The organism is Pseudomonas sp. NY8896, assembly GCF_039634505.1.
Map to the genome: position 1 here is coordinate 189272 of NZ_CP132351.1, position 20747 is coordinate 210018.

The 20747-nt window shown below is 57.8% G+C and carries 16 protein-coding genes; 3 read left to right on the forward strand and 13 right to left on the reverse strand.

From position 1 onward, the window contains the following. Window positions 1-5 precede the first annotated feature (5 nt). On the forward strand, window positions 6-2927 hold the full coding sequence (locus tag Q9451_RS32470) for a hypothetical protein (protein WP_172688536.1): 2922 nt from the start codon (window positions 6-8) through the stop codon (window positions 2925-2927). 16 nt (window positions 2928-2943) lie between these two features. Here the strand turns inward: Q9451_RS32470 and Q9451_RS32475 are convergent, their stop codons facing one another. The 5 genes from Q9451_RS32475 to tmexC form a co-directional block, all read right to left on the reverse strand. Then, a complete protein-coding gene (locus Q9451_RS32475; protein ID WP_189671915.1) occupies window positions 2944-3543 on the reverse strand; it encodes a hypothetical protein in 600 nt (199 codons plus the stop codon). A gap of 100 nt (window positions 3544-3643) precedes the next feature. Then, window positions 3644-4603 carry a DUF4113 domain-containing protein gene (locus tag Q9451_RS32480; protein WP_172688672.1) on the reverse strand — a complete coding sequence of 320 codons (960 nt, stop codon included), beginning with the start codon at window positions 4601-4603 and terminating at the stop codon, window positions 3644-3646. 429 nt (window positions 4604-5032) lie between these two features. Continuing rightward, window positions 5033-6466 carry a multidrug efflux transporter outer membrane subunit TOprJ gene (gene toprJ, locus Q9451_RS32485; protein WP_223290573.1) on the reverse strand — a complete coding sequence of 478 codons (1434 nt, stop codon included), beginning with the start codon at window positions 6464-6466 and terminating at the stop codon, window positions 5033-5035. A 4-nt stretch (window positions 6467-6470) separates the two neighbouring features. Then, window positions 6471-9605, reverse strand: coding sequence for a multidrug efflux RND transporter permease subunit TMexD2 (locus Q9451_RS32490; protein WP_027591160.1), 3135 nt, complete (start codon window positions 9603-9605; stop codon window positions 6471-6473). Between the two features lie 15 nt (window positions 9606-9620). Next, window positions 9621-10784: a multidrug efflux RND transporter periplasmic adaptor subunit TMexC gene (tmexC, locus tag Q9451_RS32495; protein ID WP_137163836.1), complete on the reverse strand. Its 1164-nt coding sequence runs from the start codon at window positions 10782-10784 to the stop codon at window positions 9621-9623. Window positions 10785-10963: 179 nt separating this feature from the next. Here tmexC and Q9451_RS32500 point away from each other — a divergent pair, with 179 nt between their 5' ends. Both Q9451_RS32500 and Q9451_RS32505 read left to right on the forward strand, forming a co-directional pair. Next, complete coding sequence (locus Q9451_RS32500) at window positions 10964-11521, forward strand: TetR/AcrR family transcriptional regulator (RefSeq protein WP_003152690.1); 558 nt, start codon at window positions 10964-10966, stop codon at window positions 11519-11521. Window positions 11522-11960: 439 nt separating this feature from the next. Next, window positions 11961-14651 (forward strand): AAA family ATPase, encoded by a 2691-nt coding sequence (locus Q9451_RS32505; RefSeq protein WP_058131653.1) that lies wholly within the window; start codon window positions 11961-11963, stop codon window positions 14649-14651. Window positions 14652-14718: 67 nt separating this feature from the next. Here Q9451_RS32505 and Q9451_RS32510 read toward each other — a convergent pair whose 3' ends face one another. From Q9451_RS32510 to blaDIM, 8 genes are all read right to left on the reverse strand, one after another. After that, complete coding sequence (locus tag Q9451_RS32510; RefSeq protein WP_023443007.1) at window positions 14719-15183, reverse strand: hypothetical protein; 465 nt, start codon at window positions 15181-15183, stop codon at window positions 14719-14721. Then, window positions 15164-15625, reverse strand: a complete 462-nt coding sequence (locus Q9451_RS32515) for a hypothetical protein (protein WP_223290574.1) — start codon at window positions 15623-15625, stop codon at window positions 15164-15166. Before Q9451_RS32515 ends, Q9451_RS32510 begins: the two co-directional genes overlap by 20 nt. Further along, complete coding sequence (locus Q9451_RS32520; RefSeq protein WP_058159172.1) at window positions 15622-16650, reverse strand: IS30-like element ISPa59 family transposase; 1029 nt, start codon at window positions 16648-16650, stop codon at window positions 15622-15624. Before Q9451_RS32520 ends, Q9451_RS32515 begins: the two co-directional genes overlap by 4 nt. Before the next feature lie 139 nt (window positions 16651-16789). Continuing rightward, window positions 16790-17581, reverse strand: coding sequence for an ANT(3'')-Ia family aminoglycoside nucleotidyltransferase AadA1 (aadA1, locus tag Q9451_RS32525; protein ID WP_001206316.1), 792 nt, complete (start codon window positions 17579-17581; stop codon window positions 16790-16792). A gap of 112 nt (window positions 17582-17693) precedes the next feature. Further along, window positions 17694-18524 carry an OXA-1 family oxacillin-hydrolyzing class D beta-lactamase OXA-4 gene (locus tag Q9451_RS32530; RefSeq protein WP_032491311.1) on the reverse strand — a complete coding sequence of 277 codons (831 nt, stop codon included), beginning with the start codon at window positions 18522-18524 and terminating at the stop codon, window positions 17694-17696. A 130-nt stretch (window positions 18525-18654) separates the two neighbouring features. After that, a complete protein-coding gene (gene aac(6')-Ib, locus Q9451_RS32535) occupies window positions 18655-19209 on the reverse strand; it encodes an AAC(6')-Ib family aminoglycoside 6'-N-acetyltransferase (protein ID WP_012695458.1) in 555 nt (184 codons plus the stop codon). 255 nt (window positions 19210-19464) lie between these two features. Then, window positions 19465-19701 (reverse strand): trimethoprim-resistant dihydrofolate reductase DfrB10, encoded by a 237-nt coding sequence (locus tag Q9451_RS32540; protein WP_172688537.1) that lies wholly within the window; start codon window positions 19699-19701, stop codon window positions 19465-19467. Window positions 19702-19851: 150 nt separating this feature from the next. Further along, the gene (gene blaDIM, locus Q9451_RS32545; RefSeq protein ID WP_172688538.1) at window positions 19852-20607 is read right to left on the reverse strand and encodes a DIM family subclass B1 metallo-beta-lactamase; all 756 of its coding nucleotides are present in this window, start codon (window positions 20605-20607) and stop codon (window positions 19852-19854) included. Window positions 20608-20747 lie beyond the last annotated feature (140 nt).

Genomic DNA, 20747 nt, shown 5'->3' on the forward strand with positions numbered 1-20747 from the left:
GTACCATGCTGTCGAGTGCGACGATTTCTGTCGATGATCTTCAAGCCAGGGCGCTGGCTGCGGACGAGGCTGCAAAGCAGGAGTTTCGAAACAAGGTTCTATCGTACGCTAACGATTACAGGTTCGCTCTGAAGGAAGCCAGTCGACTTTTAGGGGTTAGCGCTGGGTTCTTACGCAATTATGCGGCCCGGAATAGCATCGAGTTCTCAAATCCTGATCTTCGAACCAAAGAGGAGAGCAAGTCGATCTTCAGGCAATACGAGGAGATCCGCTTGTCCAAGGAACCCAAGCGCGTTGAACCACGTAAGCCGTTGCTCAAGGCTGACGAACTCCAGCTACCACCGCAACTCGACCTGCTTTCCAAGAAAGCGCACTGGGAGCGCCAAAACAAATTTTTGGAGCGCGTCCAGGAACTGGCAAAGACCTTGACCATGAAAGAGGTCAGCAAACGGGTAGGTGTCAGTCTTCGGTTCCTCAAGAACTTTTCCTACGAACACGACATTGAGTACGTGGGTTCTAAAGCACGGCCGGTTAATGAGGCGCTGTCCCCTGTCTTCATCGCCGAAGAGCCGCCAAGCCCCCAGTTGATTCAGTTCCTGTCTCGTCCTATGCCTCGCGCGACCGAAATCTGTGAGGACGAGCCCACTGATAGTAAAGAGGCCCCAAACGCCGAGCAGGCTATCAGTCACACGATTGTTTTAACTGCCGCCAATCCCGAATCGAGCCAGATTGCGGTAGCCACTGAATCGCACGTCGACGCCGTTCTGGACCAGGGGGAGGCTGGGAAGTCAGAGTCCGATCGTTATAGTCCGCAAGCTCCAGCATCCCGGAGTGAAACCGACTTGAACATCCTTGCAATCCCTCAAAGTCTGGTCGATGAGCCTCAAGAGACATCAGCGCCCGCCCTCATGGCCTCTCCAAACGCGAAGGGTGAGCCGCCATTGAGTAACCTTCCATTGCCGGCGTCATTTGTGAATCAGCGGACCCAGAGCGCAGCCTGGACAGCCTGGTATGGGTCAGCAAAAACGGTGGCCAGCGTAACTGAGCAAATCTGCAAAGCGAAGATCTCCGCTCTCGGCGATACGCGGATGCTGATGCGTGTACCGCCCCACGCGGTTCTGACCTCGTGGTTGATATCTCCGCAATGCTACTCCGCGATAGTGAACGCATTCCCGCCTGACGAAGCCATTAATTTACTCCCCGTTAGCCGCTTGGAGGCGAACCTCAAGCACCTGCTCGGTGCTGAGGTGGGAGAGATTCGATCACTTTGTAATTTAGGTACGGCCGCAGAGGTGGCCCGGGCCGTAGAGTCGATCTGGCCTTGGATATCCCGGCTCCATGACCATGGCGGCTTTTCTCGGCACAATTGCGTTACCCTGCTAACTATTGGGGCACTGCTGAAGGGACTTCATTGGCCTAATCTCACGTCCACGGACGCTTTCCGCATTGATATGTCCGTTACGACACTTCTGTCGCTCCTCCCTAACCCTCTGGATCGCCTAATCGCCACTTCTTCCTCACGGGTTCGGCAGATTGGATTCGCGGGCCTGGCGGGAGTGGAAGTGGCGGATGACGCCAGTGTTGTTGAATATTGGCAGGCGGTAGGTTACGAAACCTTCAAATCCTGTGTCGATGAGGTCAAACGGCGGGCACCCACTATTGAGTCAGGCCTCACTCGCGGTTCACCTTCGGAGCTGAGAGCTTTCGAACTGGAGCGAACGCTATTGGCGGTGCGCCCGGACTCCCAGGTGCTACACGAGCTCTACTCCAACTTTGTCAGTAATACCGGCTCGCCCAACTGGGACGCCTTGCTCGACTCTCTTGAACTCTACTCGGCCACGACCGAGGTCCCGTTGGACGCAAGAGTTTTTGCCCGTGATCTGTTTAGCAGGCCTATTCAAAATATGCCGTCTCCAACCCTGGAGGCCGTACAAATCTTACGCAAGGCCATCTGTACCAGTGTTCTGCAGGAAGAGCCTCTAGCGTTCCGACGGCGTGCAGAGAAGCAGATGGACGCTGTCCAGAAGGTTCAGTCGCAGATCAAAGATCTGGGTGACAACCTGACCGCGGCGAACATGCTCAAACTGGCAGATCTTGCAGAGCAGGGCCGCGTTCAAATTCTGGCAAGTCGAGAGTGGTTTGAAGCGGAGATCAAGACCTACGCGGCCGAGGTCCAGCATTGGCGCGGTTTTTTTGAGGATTGGCAGCGTCTGGCGGCTCCTGGGGAGCAACTCAAGGAGAAGGCTAAGCCTAAGGTGAAGGAGTTGCCTGTTGAGGTAGCGGAGCTGCCTCCCGAATCGCAGGTAGTAAAGGGGTTGCGTAGCGAGCTCGCGGATGCAGAGCACCGTAACCAGCATCTCGAGCAAGAACTGAGGGATGCGAAGAGCGAGGCACATCGCCTTCGCCAGGTTGCGGATGCTCGCCCGCTTCCAGTTCAACAGTTCGCCCCGGTGATTGACCCATCTCTCCTGCGCCGTATTGCCACTCGCAAAGGCATCACTCCGGTTGACGTCCTCGCATACCTGCAGGTGGTTTCGGGTGATCGTGTGGAGATTTTGGAGTCAGCATGGAAATCGGCGAAGGCTTCGGACAAGTTTGCCTACTCCGAACGCATGTTGGATCTGCTGGATATTTTGGTGAACCCCTACTTCGACTCCCTGGCCGCGGGTAAACCTGATTCGGTCGCACGCGAACTCCTTGGCGGGTCCTATGTCGCTAAGGAGTCTGATGCGACGAGCAATTGTGGAAAGCTACGTGCTCAGCGTGAGTTCAGCTACCGGGGGCAGCGTACGTATTTCGAGCGGCATCTGCGGGTTGGTTCTGGCATCGGTAACCAGGTTTGTATGCGAATTTACTTCCAAATCATCGAGTCGAAGATCGTCATCGCTTATGCAGGCGAGCACCTGGATATCGCGAGTACGAATTGACACATCTGGCCGGCGATCAATCGACGGCCGGCCGGAGGGTCATTTTTTTCCTAGCAGGCCCTGAAGGGGGGAGAGGCTTATCAGCTTTTTTTTTCTCCAGCTTCCTCAAGGCCTGTTTTTGTCGTTTCCGTTGCAGGAACGTGCCCATCCCGCGATATTCCAAAAATAGCTCGAGATCTTGGTCCTTGTTCGGTCGCACGAGAGCGATGTACCCTTTTGAAATGAAGCGTACGGGCTTATCCTCTCGCTTCCCTCCAAGCAGCAAGCCCTTGCGATCATGCTGCAGTACAAAGCCTATAAAATGGGTTCCTGAAATGAGAATGATGGAAATCTCTACCTTGTGCTTCAGGCAGTAGTCGAGGTAGCGATTTTGCTCAACTTGAGAGCGATCGATCATTGGCTTTGGCGTCTGCTGGGGCATACCGTCCTTGTGCCCTTCACTATGGTTTTCGTCAGGCAGCATAAAGCCGCGCCACATCGTAGGGAGCGGCTTTTGAGCATTTTTCATCCCGGATACTATCGGATTGCCATCGGATTTTCCCCCCTCTGTTAAACCTTCGGACGGATTTTTCGCAGCAACATTCCTATTTTTTCCAGCCGTTTCAGGACTGAGCAAAGGTCTTAACCAGTCCGTTCGGGAGAATCTTCTACATTTTTCTTGCTGATTGGATGATCTGAATCATGATGCCGCGCTTGGGCAGTGACGACCCCTTGCCTCATCTTGCACGGGGCAAATCTTGCCAACGAGTAGTGTATGAAGGCGAAAGCAGCTCCCTGCGCATCATCCAACCTGGCGCAGACGGAATTGTCGCCACACGAAGCGCGCCTCGTCCAAACCTTTCATTGATCATATCCATAGTCGCCATCAGCTGATCGGCATTTCTGCGGGGCTGCGGTGCAAACATATCGCCCGTTAGCCCCTCCATCTGGCTTAGCCTACACAGTTGGATGGTGCATTTGGAGTAAGCGAAGCCGGGCCTATAGATTTCCAGAAGGCCTTGGCTTGCGGCCATGATCAGTTCGCGGGTGTCTGCGGTTGGTGTTGGTAGAGGCATCCTGGCCCCGTTCCAGTAACGGTCTGCTGGATCAGCAAACTGTCCGGTTTGAACCGAGACAAGCAACTCGCTGCAGACGGAGCCTTGTCCCCTAAGTTTCTCCGCTGCGCGAGTGGTGTATGCGGCTGCTGCCTGGCGTAGTTCCTCAAGTCGGTATACGCGCCGACCGAACATTTTAGAAGACACGATCTCCTTCTTCGGATCTGGATCATCGTGAATTTTCAGCCACTGCTCGCCGCGGAGTTCACGAGCGGTTCGTTCCAGAACCTTGGAGAACATCCCTCCTATTCGCCTCGGGTCCGCGCTGGCCAGGTCGAATGCGGTCTTGATCCCTAGAGTTTCGAGTTGACTGGAGAGTTTGCGGCCAACACCCCAGACCTCCCCTACCGGCGTGAGTCTCAAGAGCTTCTGCTGGCGCTGACGGTCCATCAGGTTCACCACGCCGCCGGTTGCTGGCCAGTTCTTCCCTGCCCACTGTGCGAGCTTGGCCAACGTCTTTGTCGGCCCGATTCCCACACCAACTGGGATATTCACCCACTGTCGAACTCTTGCCTGTATATCCCTGCCCAATTGCTCCAGGTCGTCGGGCATGCCAGTAAGATCACACCAACATTCGTCGATGTAAAGGAAAGAAGAACAGCCATGGACATGACTTCAGCTCAGACATTCCGCTACTCAATCTCTGATGTCGGATGTCCATAGAAAGAACCTCTTTTCCAGGAAATTGGGGCTTGAAGTCCATACCTGCGCAATTGCACCCATTTGACCAGTCAATTGCATTGGTACTGACCACCGCGTGCATCCGACTTGGCCAGTGGGCAGCAGAGACGCAACAGGCAGAAACCGGCCAGAAGCAGTCAGTCAATCATGCGTTACAGTGATTTTTTGCAGCTCTTTATAGAGCCGTTAGCTGCTGCCACCAATAATCCATAGGCCTGCCAGTCGTCAGACAGTCTTATTCTCGATCAGACGATTGCCCCGTCGATGACCAGTAGCTCACCGGTGATGGAGCCAGAGTCCGGTCTTCGGATGCAGGACTCCTGGCTTTGCTCACTCAGCGCCGATCCCGGCCATCGGTTCAGTTTGGCCCCAGCCACCGCCCAGAGACCTGAACAGGTCAACCAGCGCAATCTGCCGTTCCGTGCTGATTTGAATTAGTGTGGTCTGGTTGCTAAAGGTGCTGCGCTGGGCGTCAAGATAACGCAGGTAGTCGTCCACGCCGCCCTCGTAACGCGCCTTAGCCAGGGCCATCGCAGCCTCGCTGGAACCGGCCAGAGCCTGGCGGGCAGCCTCCTCGCGGCGCAGGGTGTCGGTGGCGGCCAGGGCATCGGCCACTTCGCGGAAGGCGGTCTGGATGGTGCCTTCGTAGTCGGCCACCGCCGCGTCCTGGCGCACTTCGGCGAGGTCCAGGTTGGCGCGGTTGCGGCCACCGGCGAAGATCGGCAGCGACAGCGTCGGGGCAAAGCTCCAGGCCCGCGAGCCGCCATCGAACAATCCGGACAACTCGGCACTGGAGCTGCCCACCGAACCGGTCAGGCTGATCCGGGGAAAGAACGCGGCGCGAGCTGCACCGATATCGGCATTGCGCGCCTTGAGGCGGTGCTCGCTGGCGAGAATGTCCGGGCGCCGTTCGATCAGTTCCGAGCTGGTGCCGGGGGCGATGTCCTGCAGCACCATCAGGTCGTCGCGGGGCGTCGCGGGCAGCAGGCGAGCGGCATCTGGCGTGCCGAGCAACAGGACCAGGGCGTTGTCCGCCTGGCGTAACTGGCGTTCGGTGCTCTCGCGCTCGGCCCTAGCCTGTTCGGCAAGGCCGACCGCTTCCTGGTAATCCAGGGCGGTGGCGGCCCCCGCTGCACGGCGCTGGCTGACCAGCTCCAGCGAGGCCATGCGGCTGTCCAGGGTTTGTTCGACCAGGGCCATGCGGCGTAGCGCACCATCGCGGGTCAGGTAGGCCTGGATGACCTCGGCAACCAGGCTGATCTGCGTGGCACGGGTCGCCTCCTCGGTCGCCAGGTAGGTCTCCAGCGCGGCCTCGGAGAGGTTGCGCACGCGGCCGAACAGGTCGACTTCGTACTCCGCGAGGCCGAGGCCGACCTGATAGTTGCTGGTCACTTCCGAGCGCCCGGTCTGCGACGGATCGGCAGGCAGGCGCTGGCGGTTGCCGCTGGCATTGGCGTTGATCGAAGGCAGGCGATCAGCACGCTGGATGCGGTACTGGGCACGCGCAGCTTCGATATCCAGCAGCGCCTGGCGCAGGCTGCGGTTGTTGCTCAGCGCCGTATCCACCGCGCGGCGCAAGTCGGCATCGACGATGAAGGTCTGCCAGTCCAGCGCCTGGGCACGGGTGCCCTCCGCGTCGGCGGCTTGCCAGTGCGACGCGACCGGTGCCTGCGGGCGCTCGTAGGTCGGGGCCAGCGAACAACCCGCCAGGGCGGCGATGGCCAGGGGCAGCAGAGCGCGACGGAGCATGAAGTGAGAGGTCATCGCATTACTCCGCTTTATGCAGGGGATGGTTGTCGGTTTGCTGAGGTTTGGTGCGCAGCAGCGACAGCACCCAGACGAAGAAGATCGGCACGAAGATCACCCCGAGCATGGTCGCGCTGAGCATCCCGCCCAGCACCCCGGTGCCCAGTGCGCGCTGGCTCGCAGCGCCGGCGCCAGTGGCGATGGCCAGCGGCACCACGCCGAGCATGAACGCCATGGAGGTCATGATGATCGGGCGGAAACGCAGGCGCGCGGCTTCGACAGCAGCATCGCGCAGCGAGTAGCCGTCTTCCCACAGGTCCTTGGCGAACTCGACGATGAGAATGGCGTTCTTCGCCGCCAGGCCGATCACGGTGATCAGGCCGACCTTGAAGTACACGTCGTTGGGCAGGCCGATAGCAGTCACCGCCAGTACCGCGCCGAGTGCGCCGACCGGCACGATCAGCATCACCGTCAGCGGGATCGCCCAGCTCTCGTAGAGCGCCACCAGCAGCAGGAACACCACGGTGATGGCCAGGGCGAACAGCATCGTCGCCTGCCCGCTGGCGACCCGCTCCTGATACGACAGCCCGGTCCACTCGTAACCGATACCTTCGGGCAGCTCGGCAGCGATGCGCTCCAGTTCGAGCATCGCCTCGCCAGTGCTCACGCCGGGCGCGGCGTCACCGGCAATGCGGATCGACGGGTAACCGTTGTAACGCGCGACCTGCACCGGGCCTTCTTCCCAGCTCGTGGTGACGAAAGCACTCAGCGGTACCAGGCTGCCGCTGTCGTTGGGCACATGCAGGCGCAGGACGCTTTCCGGTGTCATGCGCTCGGCCTGTTCGGCCTGTACCACCACGCGCTGCTGGCGGCCGGCGTTGGCGAAGTCGTTGATCACCGACGAGCCGAACGCAGTGGACAGCGCGCTGCTGATCGCTTCGAAGCTGACTCCCAGCGTGCGCGCCTGCTCACGGTCGATCACCAGGCGCAGCTGCGGCGCCTCGGCCAGACCTTCCATCATGGCGTAGAGGAACTTCGGATTGCCGTTGACCTTGCCCAGCACTTCATCGCGCGCTGCCAACAGGGCATCGCGGCCAAGGCCGGCGCGGTCCTGCAGGCGCAGGGCGAAACCACCCGAGTTGCCCAGGCCTTCGACCGGCGGTGGCGGCACCGCCATGATCGCGCCGTCATCGAGGTTGGCGAAGTGCTGGTTGACCGCAGCCGACTCGGCTTCCGGCGACTGCGAAGAATCTCGCTCGGACCAGTCCTTGAGCAGCGGGAAGGCAATGGCCGCGTTCTCACCCATGCCGGAGAAGCTGAAGCCGAGGACCAGGAAGGACGTCTGCACGGCCTCGCGGGCCATCAGAAACTCTTCCAGCTCCTCACCCGTGGCCGAGGTGCGCTCACGGGTGGCGCCTGGCGGCAACTGGATGTCGACGATCATGTAGCCCTGGTCTTCCACCGGCACGAAGGATTCCGGCAGGCGCAGGTAGAAGAAACCCATCAGCACCACCACGCCCAGGTAGATGAACATCACCCGCCCGGCGCGCGGCACCAGCTTGCCGTTGAGTTTGGTGTAGCGGCCGGTCAGGGCGGTGAACTTGCGGTTGAACCAGCCGAAGAAACCGGTCTTCTCGTGATGGCCTTCGGGGATCGGTTTGAGCAGCGTGGCGCACAGCGCCGGGGTGAAGGTCAGCGCGAGGAAGCCCGAGAACAGGATCGACACCGCCAGCGACAGCGAGAACTGCTGGTAGATCACCCCCACCGAGCCGGCCATGAAGGCCAGCGGCAGGAACACCGCCGACAGCACCAGGGTGATACCGATGATCGCCCCGGACACCTGCCCCATCGCCTTGATGGTCGCCGGCACCGGCGCCAGGCCTTCCTCGGCCATGATCCGCTCGACGTTCTCCACCACCACGATGGCGTCGTCCACCAGGATGCCGATGGCCAGCACCATGCCGAACATGGTCATCATGTTCACCGAGAAGCCAAGCAGGTACATGAAGGTCAGCGTACCGAGCAGACACACCGGCACGACGATGGACGGGATCAGGGTGTAGCGCACGTTCTGCAGGAACAGGAACATCACCAGGAACACCAGCACCATGGCCTCGATGAGGGTCATGATGACCTTGTCGATCGCCACGTCGACGAAGCGCGAGGTGTCGTACGGCACGGAGAACTCGACGTTGTCCGGGAAGTTGGCCGACAGCTCGGTCAGACGCTGCTTGACCGCCTCGGCGGTCTGGATCGCGTTGGCACCGGGCGACAGCTGCACGGCGGCGGCAACGGCGGGCTTGCCGTCCTGGCGCGAGCCGAAGTTGTAGTCCTGGCTGCCGACCTCGATGCGCGCCACGTCGCCCAGGGTCAGGCGCGAGCCGTCCTGGTTGGCACGCAGCACGATGGCGGCGAATTCCTGCGGGTTGTCCAGGGTACCCTTGACCGCCAGGGTCGCCGTCAGCTCCTGCTCGCTGGAACCCGGCGTGCTGCCGAAGGCACCGGCCGGCACCTGCACGTTCTGCGCGCGGATGGCGTTGTTCACGTCATCGATGGATAGGCCGTAGCCGACCAGCTTCTGCGGATCGATCCACACGCGCATGGCCGCCTCGGAGGCGAAGAACTGCAGCTTGCCGACGCCGTTCACGCGACGGATTTCGTTGTTGATGTTGCGCGCGGCGTAATCGGCCAGCGCCGTGACGTTGGCGTCCTTGTCGCCATCGGTGTAGCTCAGCGCATAGATCAGCAGGAAGCCGGCGGTGGCCTGCTCGGTCTGGATGCCGAGCGTCAGCACGGCCTGCGGCATGCGTGCCTCGGCCTTCTTCAGACGGTTCTGCACGTCAACCTGGGCCAGTTCGGGGTCGGTCCCTGGCTGGAAGGTGACGGTGATCTCGGCGATGCCGTTGGCGTTGCTGGTGGACTCGAAGTACAGCAGGTTCTTGGCGCCGTTGAGTTCTTCCTCGATGACGCTGGTCACCGAGTCGGTGAGCACCTGCGCCGAAGCGCCGGGATAGGTGGCGGTCACGGTGATCTGCGGCGGCGCCACGTTGGGGTACTGCGCCACCGGCAGGAACGGGATGGCCAGCAGGCCACCCAGCGAGATGAACAGGGCGACTACCCAGGCGAAATTGGGGCGCCGGATGAAAAACAGGGACATGAGAGGTTCTCCGGCTTACTGCACCTGGGACTGTGGAGCGGCTTCGGCGGCATCTTGCTCGCGGGGGATGACCTTGGCGCCCGGACGGATAGCCGCCAGCGAGCTGGTGATCACCTTGTCGCCGACCTGCAGGCCCTCGCTGATTTGCCAGCGCGAGCCCTGCATGGCACCGGTGGTGACCTGGCGCGCCTCGACGGTATCGCCCTCCCCCAGCAGCATCACGCTGGCCTGGCCGTCAGCCGAACGCTGCACGGCACGTTGCGGCACCAGGATGGCGTTCTGGTCGAGCCCTTGCGGTGTGCGCACACGCACGTACATACCCGGCAGCAGCACGCCCTCGGGGTTGTCGAACTGGCCTCGCAGGGCGATCTGCCCGGTGCTGCGATCCACCGAGATATCGGTGAACAGCAGCGTGCCCTTGCGCTCGATATCGGTACCGTCGACACGCAGCGACAGCGGCTGGTCGCTCGCACCGGCAACCTTGCCCTCGGCGATTGCCGCGCGCAGGCGCAGGGCATCGGCAGCAGGCTGGGTGAAGTCGGCGTACACCGGATCGAGTTGCTGGATACGTGCCAGCAGCGTGGCTTCGCCCTGGCCTACCAGAGCCCCTTCGGTGACCTGGGCGCGACCGATACGCCCGGCGATGGGGGCGCGAACCTCGGCATAACCCAGGTCCAGGCGGGCAGTTTCGACATTGGCCTGGGCCGAGCGCTTGTCGGCCTGGGCGCTCTGCAGAGCGGCCATGGCGTTGTCGAAATCCTGCTGGCTGACGGCGTCGATCTTCACCAGTGGTTCGTAACGGCGAACCATCGCCTGAGCCTGGAACAACTGCGCCTCGGCGCGGGCCAGTTCACCCTGCGCCCGCGACAGGGCCGCTTTGAACGGCGCAGGGTCGATCTGGAACAGCACGTCGCCGGCCTTCACGTCGGCCCCTTCCTCAAAGGTGCGCTTGAGCACGATCCCCGCCACCCGCGCGCGCACCTCGGCGACACGCACCGGCTCGATGCGTCCTGGTAGCTCGGCAACCACGGTGAAGGGCTCGGTCTGCACGCTGAGCACATCGACTTCACGCGCCGGCGCCTCCTCCCCTTGCTCTTCGGGCTTGTCGCAGCCAACCAGGGTCACGGCGACCAAACAGGAGATCACGGAAAAAGTGATCCACTCGCGAAATTTGTTCATATCTCACCCAAGCACGAAGCCAGTACGTAGTCGAAGCCGCGCATAATGCACACCAAAATCAAATGAGTCAATATTGACTCATTTGATTTTGATGTGAACAAAGCTAGTATCCTCTTTGAGAAAAATGAGTGTTCTAGGCAAAATACCCGCATCTGCCTGCGATAGATAAAGAGTGACCGATGGATTTAACTGCTGCCGATGAGAAATTGCTGAAGGCCCTGGCGATCGCCATCGTTGACCACCCGCGAGCCACGTTCAAAGAAATAGCCCAGGCAGCGGGAGTCAGCAAGGCGACGCTAAACAGGTTTTGCGGCACCCGCGACAACCTGATCGAGATGCTTCTGGATCATGGTTCGGTGGTTATTTATCGGGTCATTGCCGATGCCGATCTTGAGTCGGCGCCCTTGGACGCATTGCATCGCCTGATCGAAGGCCATTTGACTCACAGGGAGTTGTTGGTTTTCCTCTCATTTCAGTGGCGCCCGGACACGTTTGATTTAGATGCAGGCGGCTGCCGATGGCTGCCTTACTCAGAAACGCTGGACGAGTTCTTTCTACGCGGGCAAAAACTGGGCGTATTCCGTATCGATATCGGTGCCCCGGCGCTTACCGAAATCTTCTCCTCCTTGATCTTCGGCCTGGTAGACGCCGAGCGCCGCGGCCGTATCGCACGCGCAGGTATGGCGGCGTTGATCGAGCAATTCTTCCTGAACGGGGCTTGCAACTACCAAACTTAACGGAAAGCAACGCTCAGTTTTTTTCCAACGGGTTGGCGGTGTCCGTTTTTGGCCGTTCTCTGACGGTCGTGACAGTGACACGCCCTGGTCAAGTTGAACGCAATCCGTGGTCAACGCCAACCCAAATTGGTGGTCAAGAGGAGTGCAATTTCGCACATACCTGAGGACTGCTCACCACATCGCTTGCGTCGGTAGTAGCTTCCGCACTTTCCCCGTCTCTCACCGCTAAACAGCGCTTTCCGGTAGCGGACTTTAGAGCGGCTTGATACTGGCCAGCATGCAGAAATTCTGCCCGTGTAGCGTCACGACCGGACAAGCCACTAGGGTGGCGGTCAGGAAGGCAGGCAAACGGAACACGGCGAAGCACCTCGAAGGCGCTGGCCACTTGCCATCCAACTGGGCGCGGCCTTTAATCGGCGGATCTGGAAAGGAGACGGATATGCCATTGTTGGACGAGATTATTGGGTGGGCCGGCGGACTCAGACCCTGGCAGCAGGAAGCACTGCGCCGGATATTTGCCCGGGCCGAACTAACCCAAGATGACATCGAGACCATTCTGCGAATGGTTCGCGAGCAAGAACGGGAAGACGCAACCACGGGGGGAGCACGGCCATTCACGCTGGACGACGTACCAGGCGCCGGAAGTGGCGCAACCGTGCGGTTGGTGGGTGTCTCGGGGCTAGACCAGGTAAACGGCTTCCCGTCCGGTCGTGCCTTTGACCTCGCACCGGAGGGCATGACCATTTTCTTTGGTCATAACGGCGCCGGCAAATCCGGCTACGCCCGCGTCTTCAAGAATGCCTGCAACGCTCGGCATCGGGTGGAGGTCCTGCCCGACGCTTTTGGGGCGGCAACCCCAGCTAGACTGCCATCAGCAGATTTCGCCATTTTGGTGGATGGCACTCCGGAAACCGCACGTTGGGTCCAGAACGGGCCGGCCCATTTGCATTTGAGTTCGGTCTCGGTCTACGACGCGGCCTGTGCCAATGACTACATCGACGCGGAAGGGACCCCTGCATTTCAGCCCTACGGACTCACTCATCTGACGCGCCTGGTCCTACTTCAGCGTGATTTACAGGCACGGATTGGGACCGAACGCAATGCCTTGGCTCTGGATACCCGGCAATTCGAACCGCTGAAGGGTGACACCGAAGTCGGCCGCTACATCGCCAAATTAGGTGGGGACTCGGACCGCGCCGTGCTTGCTCGATTAGGGACGGTCGGTGACGATGAACTCCGGCGACTGGAGTTTCTGAAGCGGACATTACTGGAAAGCGATCCTGTGCCGCAGGCGCTGGCCTTGGAACGTTTGGCGACACGCTTGGACCAGGCGCAGCGTCGAGCCGAGGAAGTCCAGCGCTGGGTGAATGATCGTGCCATAGCACGGGCAAAGGAACTGATTACAACGGAAAAAACCGCGCATCTCGCCATGCAACTGGCGCAAGCGCGTCTTCAGGATCGAGACACACTGAACGCCATGGAGTTGCCGGTAACGTCCTCACCCACCGCCACGCTGCTGGAAGGCACAGGAGCTGAACTCTGGCAAACGATGTACCGAGCCGCTGAGGCTTTCTCTCAGCAGACGGCATACCCTGAACATCCCTTCCCGCACCTGGAACCGGACGCTTACTGCGTACTCTGCCAGCAACCTTATTCAACGGATGCCTCGGAGCGCATGCGGCGTTTCGCGGCATTTGTCGCCGACAGCGCCACGGCGGATGCGCAAGCCGCCACGCTTGCGCGCATGAACGCTCTAGGGAAGGTGCAGGCTGTCGATCTAAACGTTCTGGATGTGCCAACACGGGCTGACGTGGAGGAGCGACTGCCCGACCTACACGCTGCCATCACCGCAGCGGCATCGGTCTGGACCGCCCGGCATACTTGGGTTAGCCAAGCCCTGCAAACTGGAAACTGGTCCCCCGAGTCAGAACCGCTTCCTATCGAAGCAAACCTCGATAGTCTCTTCGCCGCCAAAGCTGCTTCGCTCCGAGTCGACGCCAATACCCTGCGGACCTCTGCCGATCCCGCTCTACGCTTGGCGCTGACCCAAGAACTGGCAGAGCTAGAAGCCCGACAACGCCTCGCCAACCAGCTTGGCGCGGTGGAGCGCTTTGTTCAGGACAGTCAGGTCCATGCCACATTGAGCCGCTGCCATGCCGCCCTCAACCCAGCGGCAGTGTCACGCAAACTGACGTCCCTGGCGGCGACGCATGTGACCGAGGCTCTGGCCGCTTCTATGAATGCTGAGTTGAAAGCCCTGGGCTATAAGCGACGGGTGCAACCCGACCTGAGCGGGCGCACAGAGCTGGGGGTGACCAAGGTCACGCTGCGCCTGCAGGAAATCACGGCGAAAGCCTCCAAGGTGCTGTCAGAGGGCGAGCAGCGCGCGTTGGGGATGGCTATGTTCCTCGCCGAGCTCGAATCCCTGCCACATACTTCGACCGTTATTTTCGACGATCCGTCTACGTCGCTGGATCACGTATATCGTCGGGCCATAGCTCGGCGTTTGGTAGCGCTGGCTGAGACCCGCCAAGTGCTGGTGTTCACCCATGATGCGGTGTTCCTGACCGAGCTCGCGATGGCGCTTCAGCGCGCTGATCGCTCGGCCAGCTACAAGACCATCGGTTGGGACGAGTCGCCGGGACTAGTGAGCGAGGGGCTGACGTGGACGACGATGGACACCAAGGCCCGCCTGGCCGATCTCGAAAGTCGTGCGAAAGCGCTGAACGTTCCGGTCGGCAGCGACCCGGATGATGAGCTTGAGCGGCAAATCGCATCGGGATACTCAAGCCTCCGAGGCACTGTCGAGCGCGCCATACGCGAGGTTTTTTTGAACAATACCGTCCAGCCGTTCAGCGATGTGGTGAGCGTAGAAGCATTTGGTGCTGTCATTGGCCACCCCGCAGAGGAGTGGGAGCAGTTGCTGGCAGTGTATGCGCGGGCCTGCGAAGCTACCGAGGCCCACGACACCCCAGGCGAGCGCCAACTACCGCTTCCCGCGCGTGAGGAGTTGCTCGGCGATATCGCCCAGGTCCTGGAATTAATCAAAAACGCGACTAAACGCCGAACTGCCTACGAGAATCTACGCCGGGAGCGGACCGCGCAACGCAAGAAGCTCTTCGGCGGCTAGCCCGACGTTTCATGCCGGGCTGGTCGGGCATGGCTGTGTTTCTTTCGAATATTGCGAGCTCTCCGTTTCAAAGTTTTTTGTGGCCTCGCGGATCAAGAGGAAGCACATTGGAGGCCGGCAGTTGGCGCTCCAAGTCCGCAATACGGTCGTACAGCTCAAGAATGGTGGCGTCGGCCTCACTGAGTAGGCTGGCTAGGTGGTCACGCTGCTGCGTGATTTCCTCGATCCGTTCTCGAAGTCCACGATTTTTTCTGCGGGCTAATAAGCTGACTTGGCGCACTGATGGCGGACGTTGCTCAGCGTGTCCTTCCACGTACTTTTGGATCTCAGCGATCAGTAGGGGGAAACGAGCTTTTTTCAGTGCAGAGGGGTCGCTGCCGGCCTCCTTGGCAACGTTGTTCTGACTTACGGGCGTCCCCTTCGGCAGTCGTTCGGGCTTGTTGCTCTTCAGCCGCTCGAACGCTGCGCGATACTGCTCGCCGGCACTCATTCGCTTAGCCGGGTCAGCGGATTCATGTTTGCCGGATGACATGGCGATAATTCTCCACACTACGTTTCTGGGCTTCCAACGAAGTCCTTAGCGGACTGTCTACCTCGGCAGCGGCCAGGCGCTCATCCAATACCGCCTCCAACACTTCGACTTCGTCGAGTTGCTCGGGGTCATAGAGAACGTCCGCACATGGTTTGGTTTCTCCGGGGGAGTCGCCCCCTCCGCAGCGAGCGATATTGTCGATGCCCCCATAGGGACAGGGGGTACGGCTCGTGCAGATGCCCAGCAAAATCGGTCGATGAGTGACCGTCCCCTTCTTAGCCAGATTGATCGCTTTCTTAGCATCAGAGGCTGAGATTAGGCGGACAATCTCAGATTTTCGCTTCTCGCCGTGGGGGCTGACGAATCGGTTGCTCGTCAGCTGTTGCAGCTGCCTACCCAAAGTTTCGTAGGCGGTTGCAGGAGCTGAGTGCAACACGGTCATTGAATTGAAGCTGGAGCATCATGCCGCATAGTCATGGCCTTCTGCATCACCTCACCCATAACTTCGATGGGGCACTTGAAGTCGAAGCGCTTACGCGGTCGCATGTTCAGTTGCAGTGCAATAGCGTCGAGTTCTTCTTGGCTGTGTACCGACAAGTCCGTGCCCTTGGGCAGATACTGGCGGATCAGGCCATTTATGTTTTCGTTGCTGCCGCGTTGCCAAGGGCTATGCGGGTCGCAGAAGTAAATTGCCACCCCGGTCTGCTGGGTGATTTCAGCATGCCGCGCCATTTCTCGGCCCTGGTCGTAGGTCATGCTCTTGCGCATCGCCAGCGGCATGCCATTGAGCGCTGCACTGAAGCCTTCCATCGCCGAGGTCGCCGTCGCGTCGTTCATCTTTACCAGCATCAGGTAGCCACTGGTACGTTCCACCAGCGTGCCTACAGACGAGGCGTTGGCCTTGCCCTTGATCAGATCGCCTTCCCAATGCCCTGGCATCAGCCGGTCTTCGATCTCCGGTGGGCGCACATGGATGCTGACCATCTCGGGGATCTGGCCGCGTCGATCCACGCCGCCAGAGCGCGGCCGTCGCGTCGTCTTACTTTGGCGCAGGCAGATGATCAGCTCTTTACGCAGCTCGCCGACCGGCAAGGCGTAGATGGCGTTATAGATCGTCTCGCGACAGACGTAGGCTTCTCTGAGGCTGGGAATGTTCATGCTGCGCAGCTTGCCGGCAATCTGCTCGGGAGACAAACGCTCGCGCAGCATATGGGCCACCAACTGGAAGCGCTCACTACTCGGCAAGAGCTTTCGTTTCGGTCGACAGCGTTGGCGGCGGGCCTGCATCTGCTGCTGGGCCATGCGGGCCGAGTAGCCGCCACAGACATCTCGATTGCGGCGCAGCTCCCGGCTGATGGTCGAAGGGGATCGGGTGATCAAGCAAGCAATCTTGCGCAGGCTGAACCCTTGGGCACGGCCGATTTGAATGGTGGCGCGTTCTTCAACGCTGAGTTCGGAATAAGACATAGGGGCAGCACCGTACCGGAAAGGTCAGGTGTTGCACTCAGTTTTTGCCGCCGCCCACGCTTAAAAATAATAAAAGCAGACTTGACCTGATAGTTTGGCTGTGAGCAATTATGTGCTTAGTGCATCTAACGCTTAGACATTATTTGCCGACTACCTTGGTGATCTCGCCTTTCACGTAGTGAACAAATTCTTCCAACTGATCTGCGCGGGAGGCCAAGCGATCTTCTTCTTGTCCAAGATAAGCCTGTCTAGCTTCAAGTATGACGGGCTGATACTGGGCCGGCAGGCGCTCCATTGCCCAGTCGGCAGCGACATCCTTCGGCGCGATTTTGCCGGTTACTGCGCTGTACCAAATGCGGGACAACGTAAGCACTACATTTCGCTCATCGCCAGCCCAGTCGGGCGGCGAGTTCCATAGCGTTAAGGTTTCATTTAGCGCCTCAAATAGATCCTGTTCAGGAACCGGATCAAAGAGTTCCTCCGCCGCTGGACCTACCAAGGCAACGCTATGTTCTCTTGCTTTTGTCAGCAAGATAGCCAGATCAATGTCGATCGTGGCTGGCTCGAAGATACCTGCAAGAATGTCATTGCGCTGCCATTCTCCAAATTGCAGTTCGCGCTTAGCTGGATAACGCCACGGAATGATGTCGTCGTGCACAACAATGGTGACTTCTACAGCGCGGAGAATCTCGCTCTCTCCAGGGGAAGCCGAAGTTTCCAAAAGGTCGTTGATCAAAGCTCGCCGCGTTGTTTCATCAAGCCTTACGGTCACCGTAACCAGCAAATCAATATCACTGTGTGGCTTCAGGCCGCCATCCACTGCGGAGCCGTACAAATGTACGGCCAGCAACGTCGGTTCGAGATGGCGCTCGATGACGCCAACTACCTCTGATAGTTGAGTCGATACTTCGGCGATCACCGCTTCCCTCATGATGTTTAACGTTTGAAATAAGGGGCGCCGAGCGCCAGCGAGGGGAGCCAAAAGCTTGCTTTTGGCCGTCCCGACTTGATTGAAGGGTTGGGCGATTTTGCCATTAGATTTTTTATAAATTTAGTGTGTTTAGAATGGTGATCGCATTTTTCTTGGCTTTTATGCTTGATGTTAAATTCGACCCCAAGTTTCCTGTAAGTGCGGACACAAAAACATATTTATGTCCTGATTTGCTTATAATAAACCCTTCAAACCATCCGTTTTGTAAGGTTCTATTTGCTGTGAATCCTGCACCAGTTTTCCCATACAGTTTTGTACTATTCTCCAGATCTTGTAGATACATGTTCTCTATGGTGTTTTCTATGGCTGAGTTTTTAACTGGGAGATTGTGATTAATAATTTTACGCAGGAATTGAATTTGTTCTTCTGGTGAAATTTTTAAGCTACTTTCGAGCCATGCTTCTGTTAATCCGTTGTTTCTTTCTTTATCTCCAGAGAAGTCTTGATTTCCATAATCAAAATCTTTGAGATAATTCTTGATTTTATTTAATCCAATTTTTTGGGTTATTTCTTGCGAAACCCAAACAACAGAAAATTGCATCCACGTCTTTGGTGTATGATTGCTGTTCCAGATCTCCATTCCTTTGGGGGTTTTATCCCATTTGAATATGGTTTTCTGATCTATTATTTCCGCATCAAATGCCATAAGTGATAATGCGATCTTGAAAGTTGAATCTGGTGCCATTTGCGTTGCACACTTTGCTTTATTGAATTGAGCAATTTCAGCGTTTGTGGATACATCGTAAAGTAAAAAACAACCTTCAGTTCCTTCAAATAATGGAGATGCAACAGTAGAGATATCTGTTGATGCACTGGCGCTGCTGTAGATAATATTTGCAATTATTAAAAAAATAGCGAAGTTGATATGTATTGTGTTTTTCATAATAAGTATTGGTTTGGTAAAGGGCTTAATTTTAACGGCTAACAATTAATGAGGCTCCGGGTTCGCCCAACGTTTGACATGAGGGGCGGCCAAGGGCGCCAGCCCTTGGACGTCCCCCTCGATGGAAGGGTTAGGCATCACTGCGTGTTCGCTCGAATGCCTGGCGTGTTTGAACCATGTACACGGCTGGACCATCTGGGGTGGTTACGGTACCTTGCCTCTCAAACCCCGCTTTCTCGTAGCATCGGATCGCTCGCAAGTTGCTCGGCGACGGGTCCGTTTGGATCTTGGTGACCTCGGGATCATTGAACAGCAACTCAACCAGAGCTCGAACCAGCTTGGTTCCCAAGCCTTTGCCCAGTTGTGATGCATTCGCCAGTGACTGGTCTATTCCGCGTACTCCTGGATCGGTTTCTTCTTCCCACCATCCGTCCCCGCTTCCAAGAGCAACGTACGACTGGGCATACCCAATCGGCTCTCCATTCAGCATTGCAATGTATGGAGTGACGGACTCTTGCGCTAAAACGCTTGGCAAGTACTGTTCCTGTACGTCAGCAAGTGTCGGGCGTGCTTCTTCTCCGCCCCACCACTCGACGATATGAGATCGATTTAGCCACTCATAGAGCATCGCAAGGTCATGCTCAGTCATGAGGCGCAGTGTGACGGAATCGGTGCTGTTGGTCACGATGCTGTACTTTGTGATGCCTAACGGTTGACATGAGGGGTGACTAAAAGGCGCAGCCTTTTGGGCATCCCCTCGATGGAAGGGTTAGGCCTAACGCGTCGCGACTCGGATACACCCACACGATGCTGAGCTTGGGCGTGATGTCGGGTGATAGCGCAGCACGCTCTACCTCTTTGCACAGCAGCTGAAAGCGAGTGACCTTGCCTGGCCCGACATCGACCCTGACAGTCGGGCGACGTCCTCTCGATTGAGGGGTTAGGCCACGCGTTCAAGCGCAGCCACAGGATAAATCTGTACTGAGCCTGGGTGAGACTCGGACTCGACTGCATAGCCTTCAGGGGTCAGTTTTGTGCAGTACCAGCCGACAACTTGACCTTGCCAAGCGGCGCCAGATTTCTTGCGTACGCGATCTCCCAGGCCAAACGTGGCGCGCAATGGGAGCGCAAACTGGCCAGCAACTGGAGTGCTGACTTCATTGCTACTTTGATCCATACCTAACCTTTCTTGTGAATGCCCGGGCGAGCTTGATCGCCCCGCGTTGACTTGGCTTGATCCTCTTCGCAACACGTTAGCCAGCGAGGTCTCCGGCTTTGGTCTTCAGTCGGTGGACTGTCACCGTGGTCTCCTGTGAGGCCTAACGCCTCAATCAGCCGACGCGTTAGCGTTCGGCTGGATTGATTTGTTAGAGGCTGTCTCAGCCAGACTTTTGGTGTGTTTTAACAGCGCTATATCCCCGATTTTCCCATGGCCAGGAATTACTATCTGGGCTTCTGGGTACCTAGACAGAGCATTCTGAGCTGATCGGGACCATTGATCAATATGGGCTTCACCAGTGTAGCCTAACCCCTCGGAATCAAGGCTACGCACAAAACAGCCGCCAAATAAGATTTTCGACTTTGGCAACCACACCACTACGTTGTCTATTGTATGACCACCTCCTGGATAAAATACTTCGATAAGGCCGTCAACCAATGTGGACTCATTTCCTTTCAAGGTGTATTTCGCTGGCTCTTTTTTATTTTCTTTCAAGAGATGGTTGGTTAAAGTCGTGGCATACGTAGAAATTGATTGGTCATTAAGCCATTTAATTCCTGCGGTTCTATCCTCATGCCAATGAGTAGAAACACTCCCCAGTAGCTCATAACCATTTTTACGAATCCAATGTACGAGCGTTTCTGTATCTCGGTCTGACCAAGGTGTATCAACAATGAAAGCATTACCCTTATCTATGACAACAAGGCCGTTTGAACTGACCAAACCAAACCCATTCACACGACTGTATGATGTGTGCAAAAAGATGTTCTCTTTTACTTTCTCGATTCTTAGCTCAGGTACCTCGTCGTTAGCAAGCGAAGACAAGCTGAATAGAAGTAATAACGCTGTAAAATGTGTTCTCATTCGATTTTTCCCTCTAACTTTGTTTTAGGGCGACTGCCCTGCTGCGTAACATCGTTGCTGCTCCATAACATCAAACATCGACCCACGGCGTAACGCGCTTGCTGCTTGGATGCCCGAGGCATAGACTGTACAAAAAAACA

Coding starts and splice junctions, on each gene's coding strand:
- Q9451_RS32500 (WP_003152690.1), top strand. CDS start 10,964: ATGGATTTAACTGCTGCCGATGAGAAATTGCTGAAGGCCCTGGCGATC.
- Q9451_RS32510 (WP_023443007.1), bottom strand. CDS start 15,183: ATGTCATCCGGCAAACATGAATCCGCTGACCCGGCTAAGCGAATGAGT.
- Q9451_RS32470 (WP_172688536.1), top strand. CDS start 6: ATGCTGTCGAGTGCGACGATTTCTGTCGATGATCTTCAAGCCAGGGCG.
- blaDIM (WP_172688538.1), bottom strand. CDS start 20,607: ATGAGAACACATTTTACAGCGTTATTACTTCTATTCAGCTTGTCTTCG.
- Q9451_RS32540 (WP_172688537.1), bottom strand. CDS start 19,701: ATGGATCAAAGTAGCAATGAAGTCAGCACTCCAGTTGCTGGCCAGTTT.
- Q9451_RS32515 (WP_223290574.1), bottom strand. CDS start 15,625: ATGACCGTGTTGCACTCAGCTCCTGCAACCGCCTACGAAACTTTGGGT.
- Q9451_RS32490 (WP_027591160.1), bottom strand. CDS start 9,605: ATGTCCCTGTTTTTCATCCGGCGCCCCAATTTCGCCTGGGTAGTCGCC.
- tmexC (WP_137163836.1), bottom strand. CDS start 10,784: ATGAACAAATTTCGCGAGTGGATCACTTTTTCCGTGATCTCCTGTTTG.
- aadA1 (WP_001206316.1), bottom strand. CDS start 17,581: ATGAGGGAAGCGGTGATCGCCGAAGTATCGACTCAACTATCAGAGGTA.
- Q9451_RS32530 (WP_032491311.1), bottom strand. CDS start 18,524: ATGAAAAACACAATACATATCAACTTCGCTATTTTTTTAATAATTGCA.
- Q9451_RS32505 (WP_058131653.1), top strand. CDS start 11,961: ATGCCATTGTTGGACGAGATTATTGGGTGGGCCGGCGGACTCAGACCC.
- toprJ (WP_223290573.1), bottom strand. CDS start 6,466: ATGACCTCTCACTTCATGCTCCGTCGCGCTCTGCTGCCCCTGGCCATC.
- Q9451_RS32520 (WP_058159172.1), bottom strand. CDS start 16,650: ATGTCTTATTCCGAACTCAGCGTTGAAGAACGCGCCACCATTCAAATC.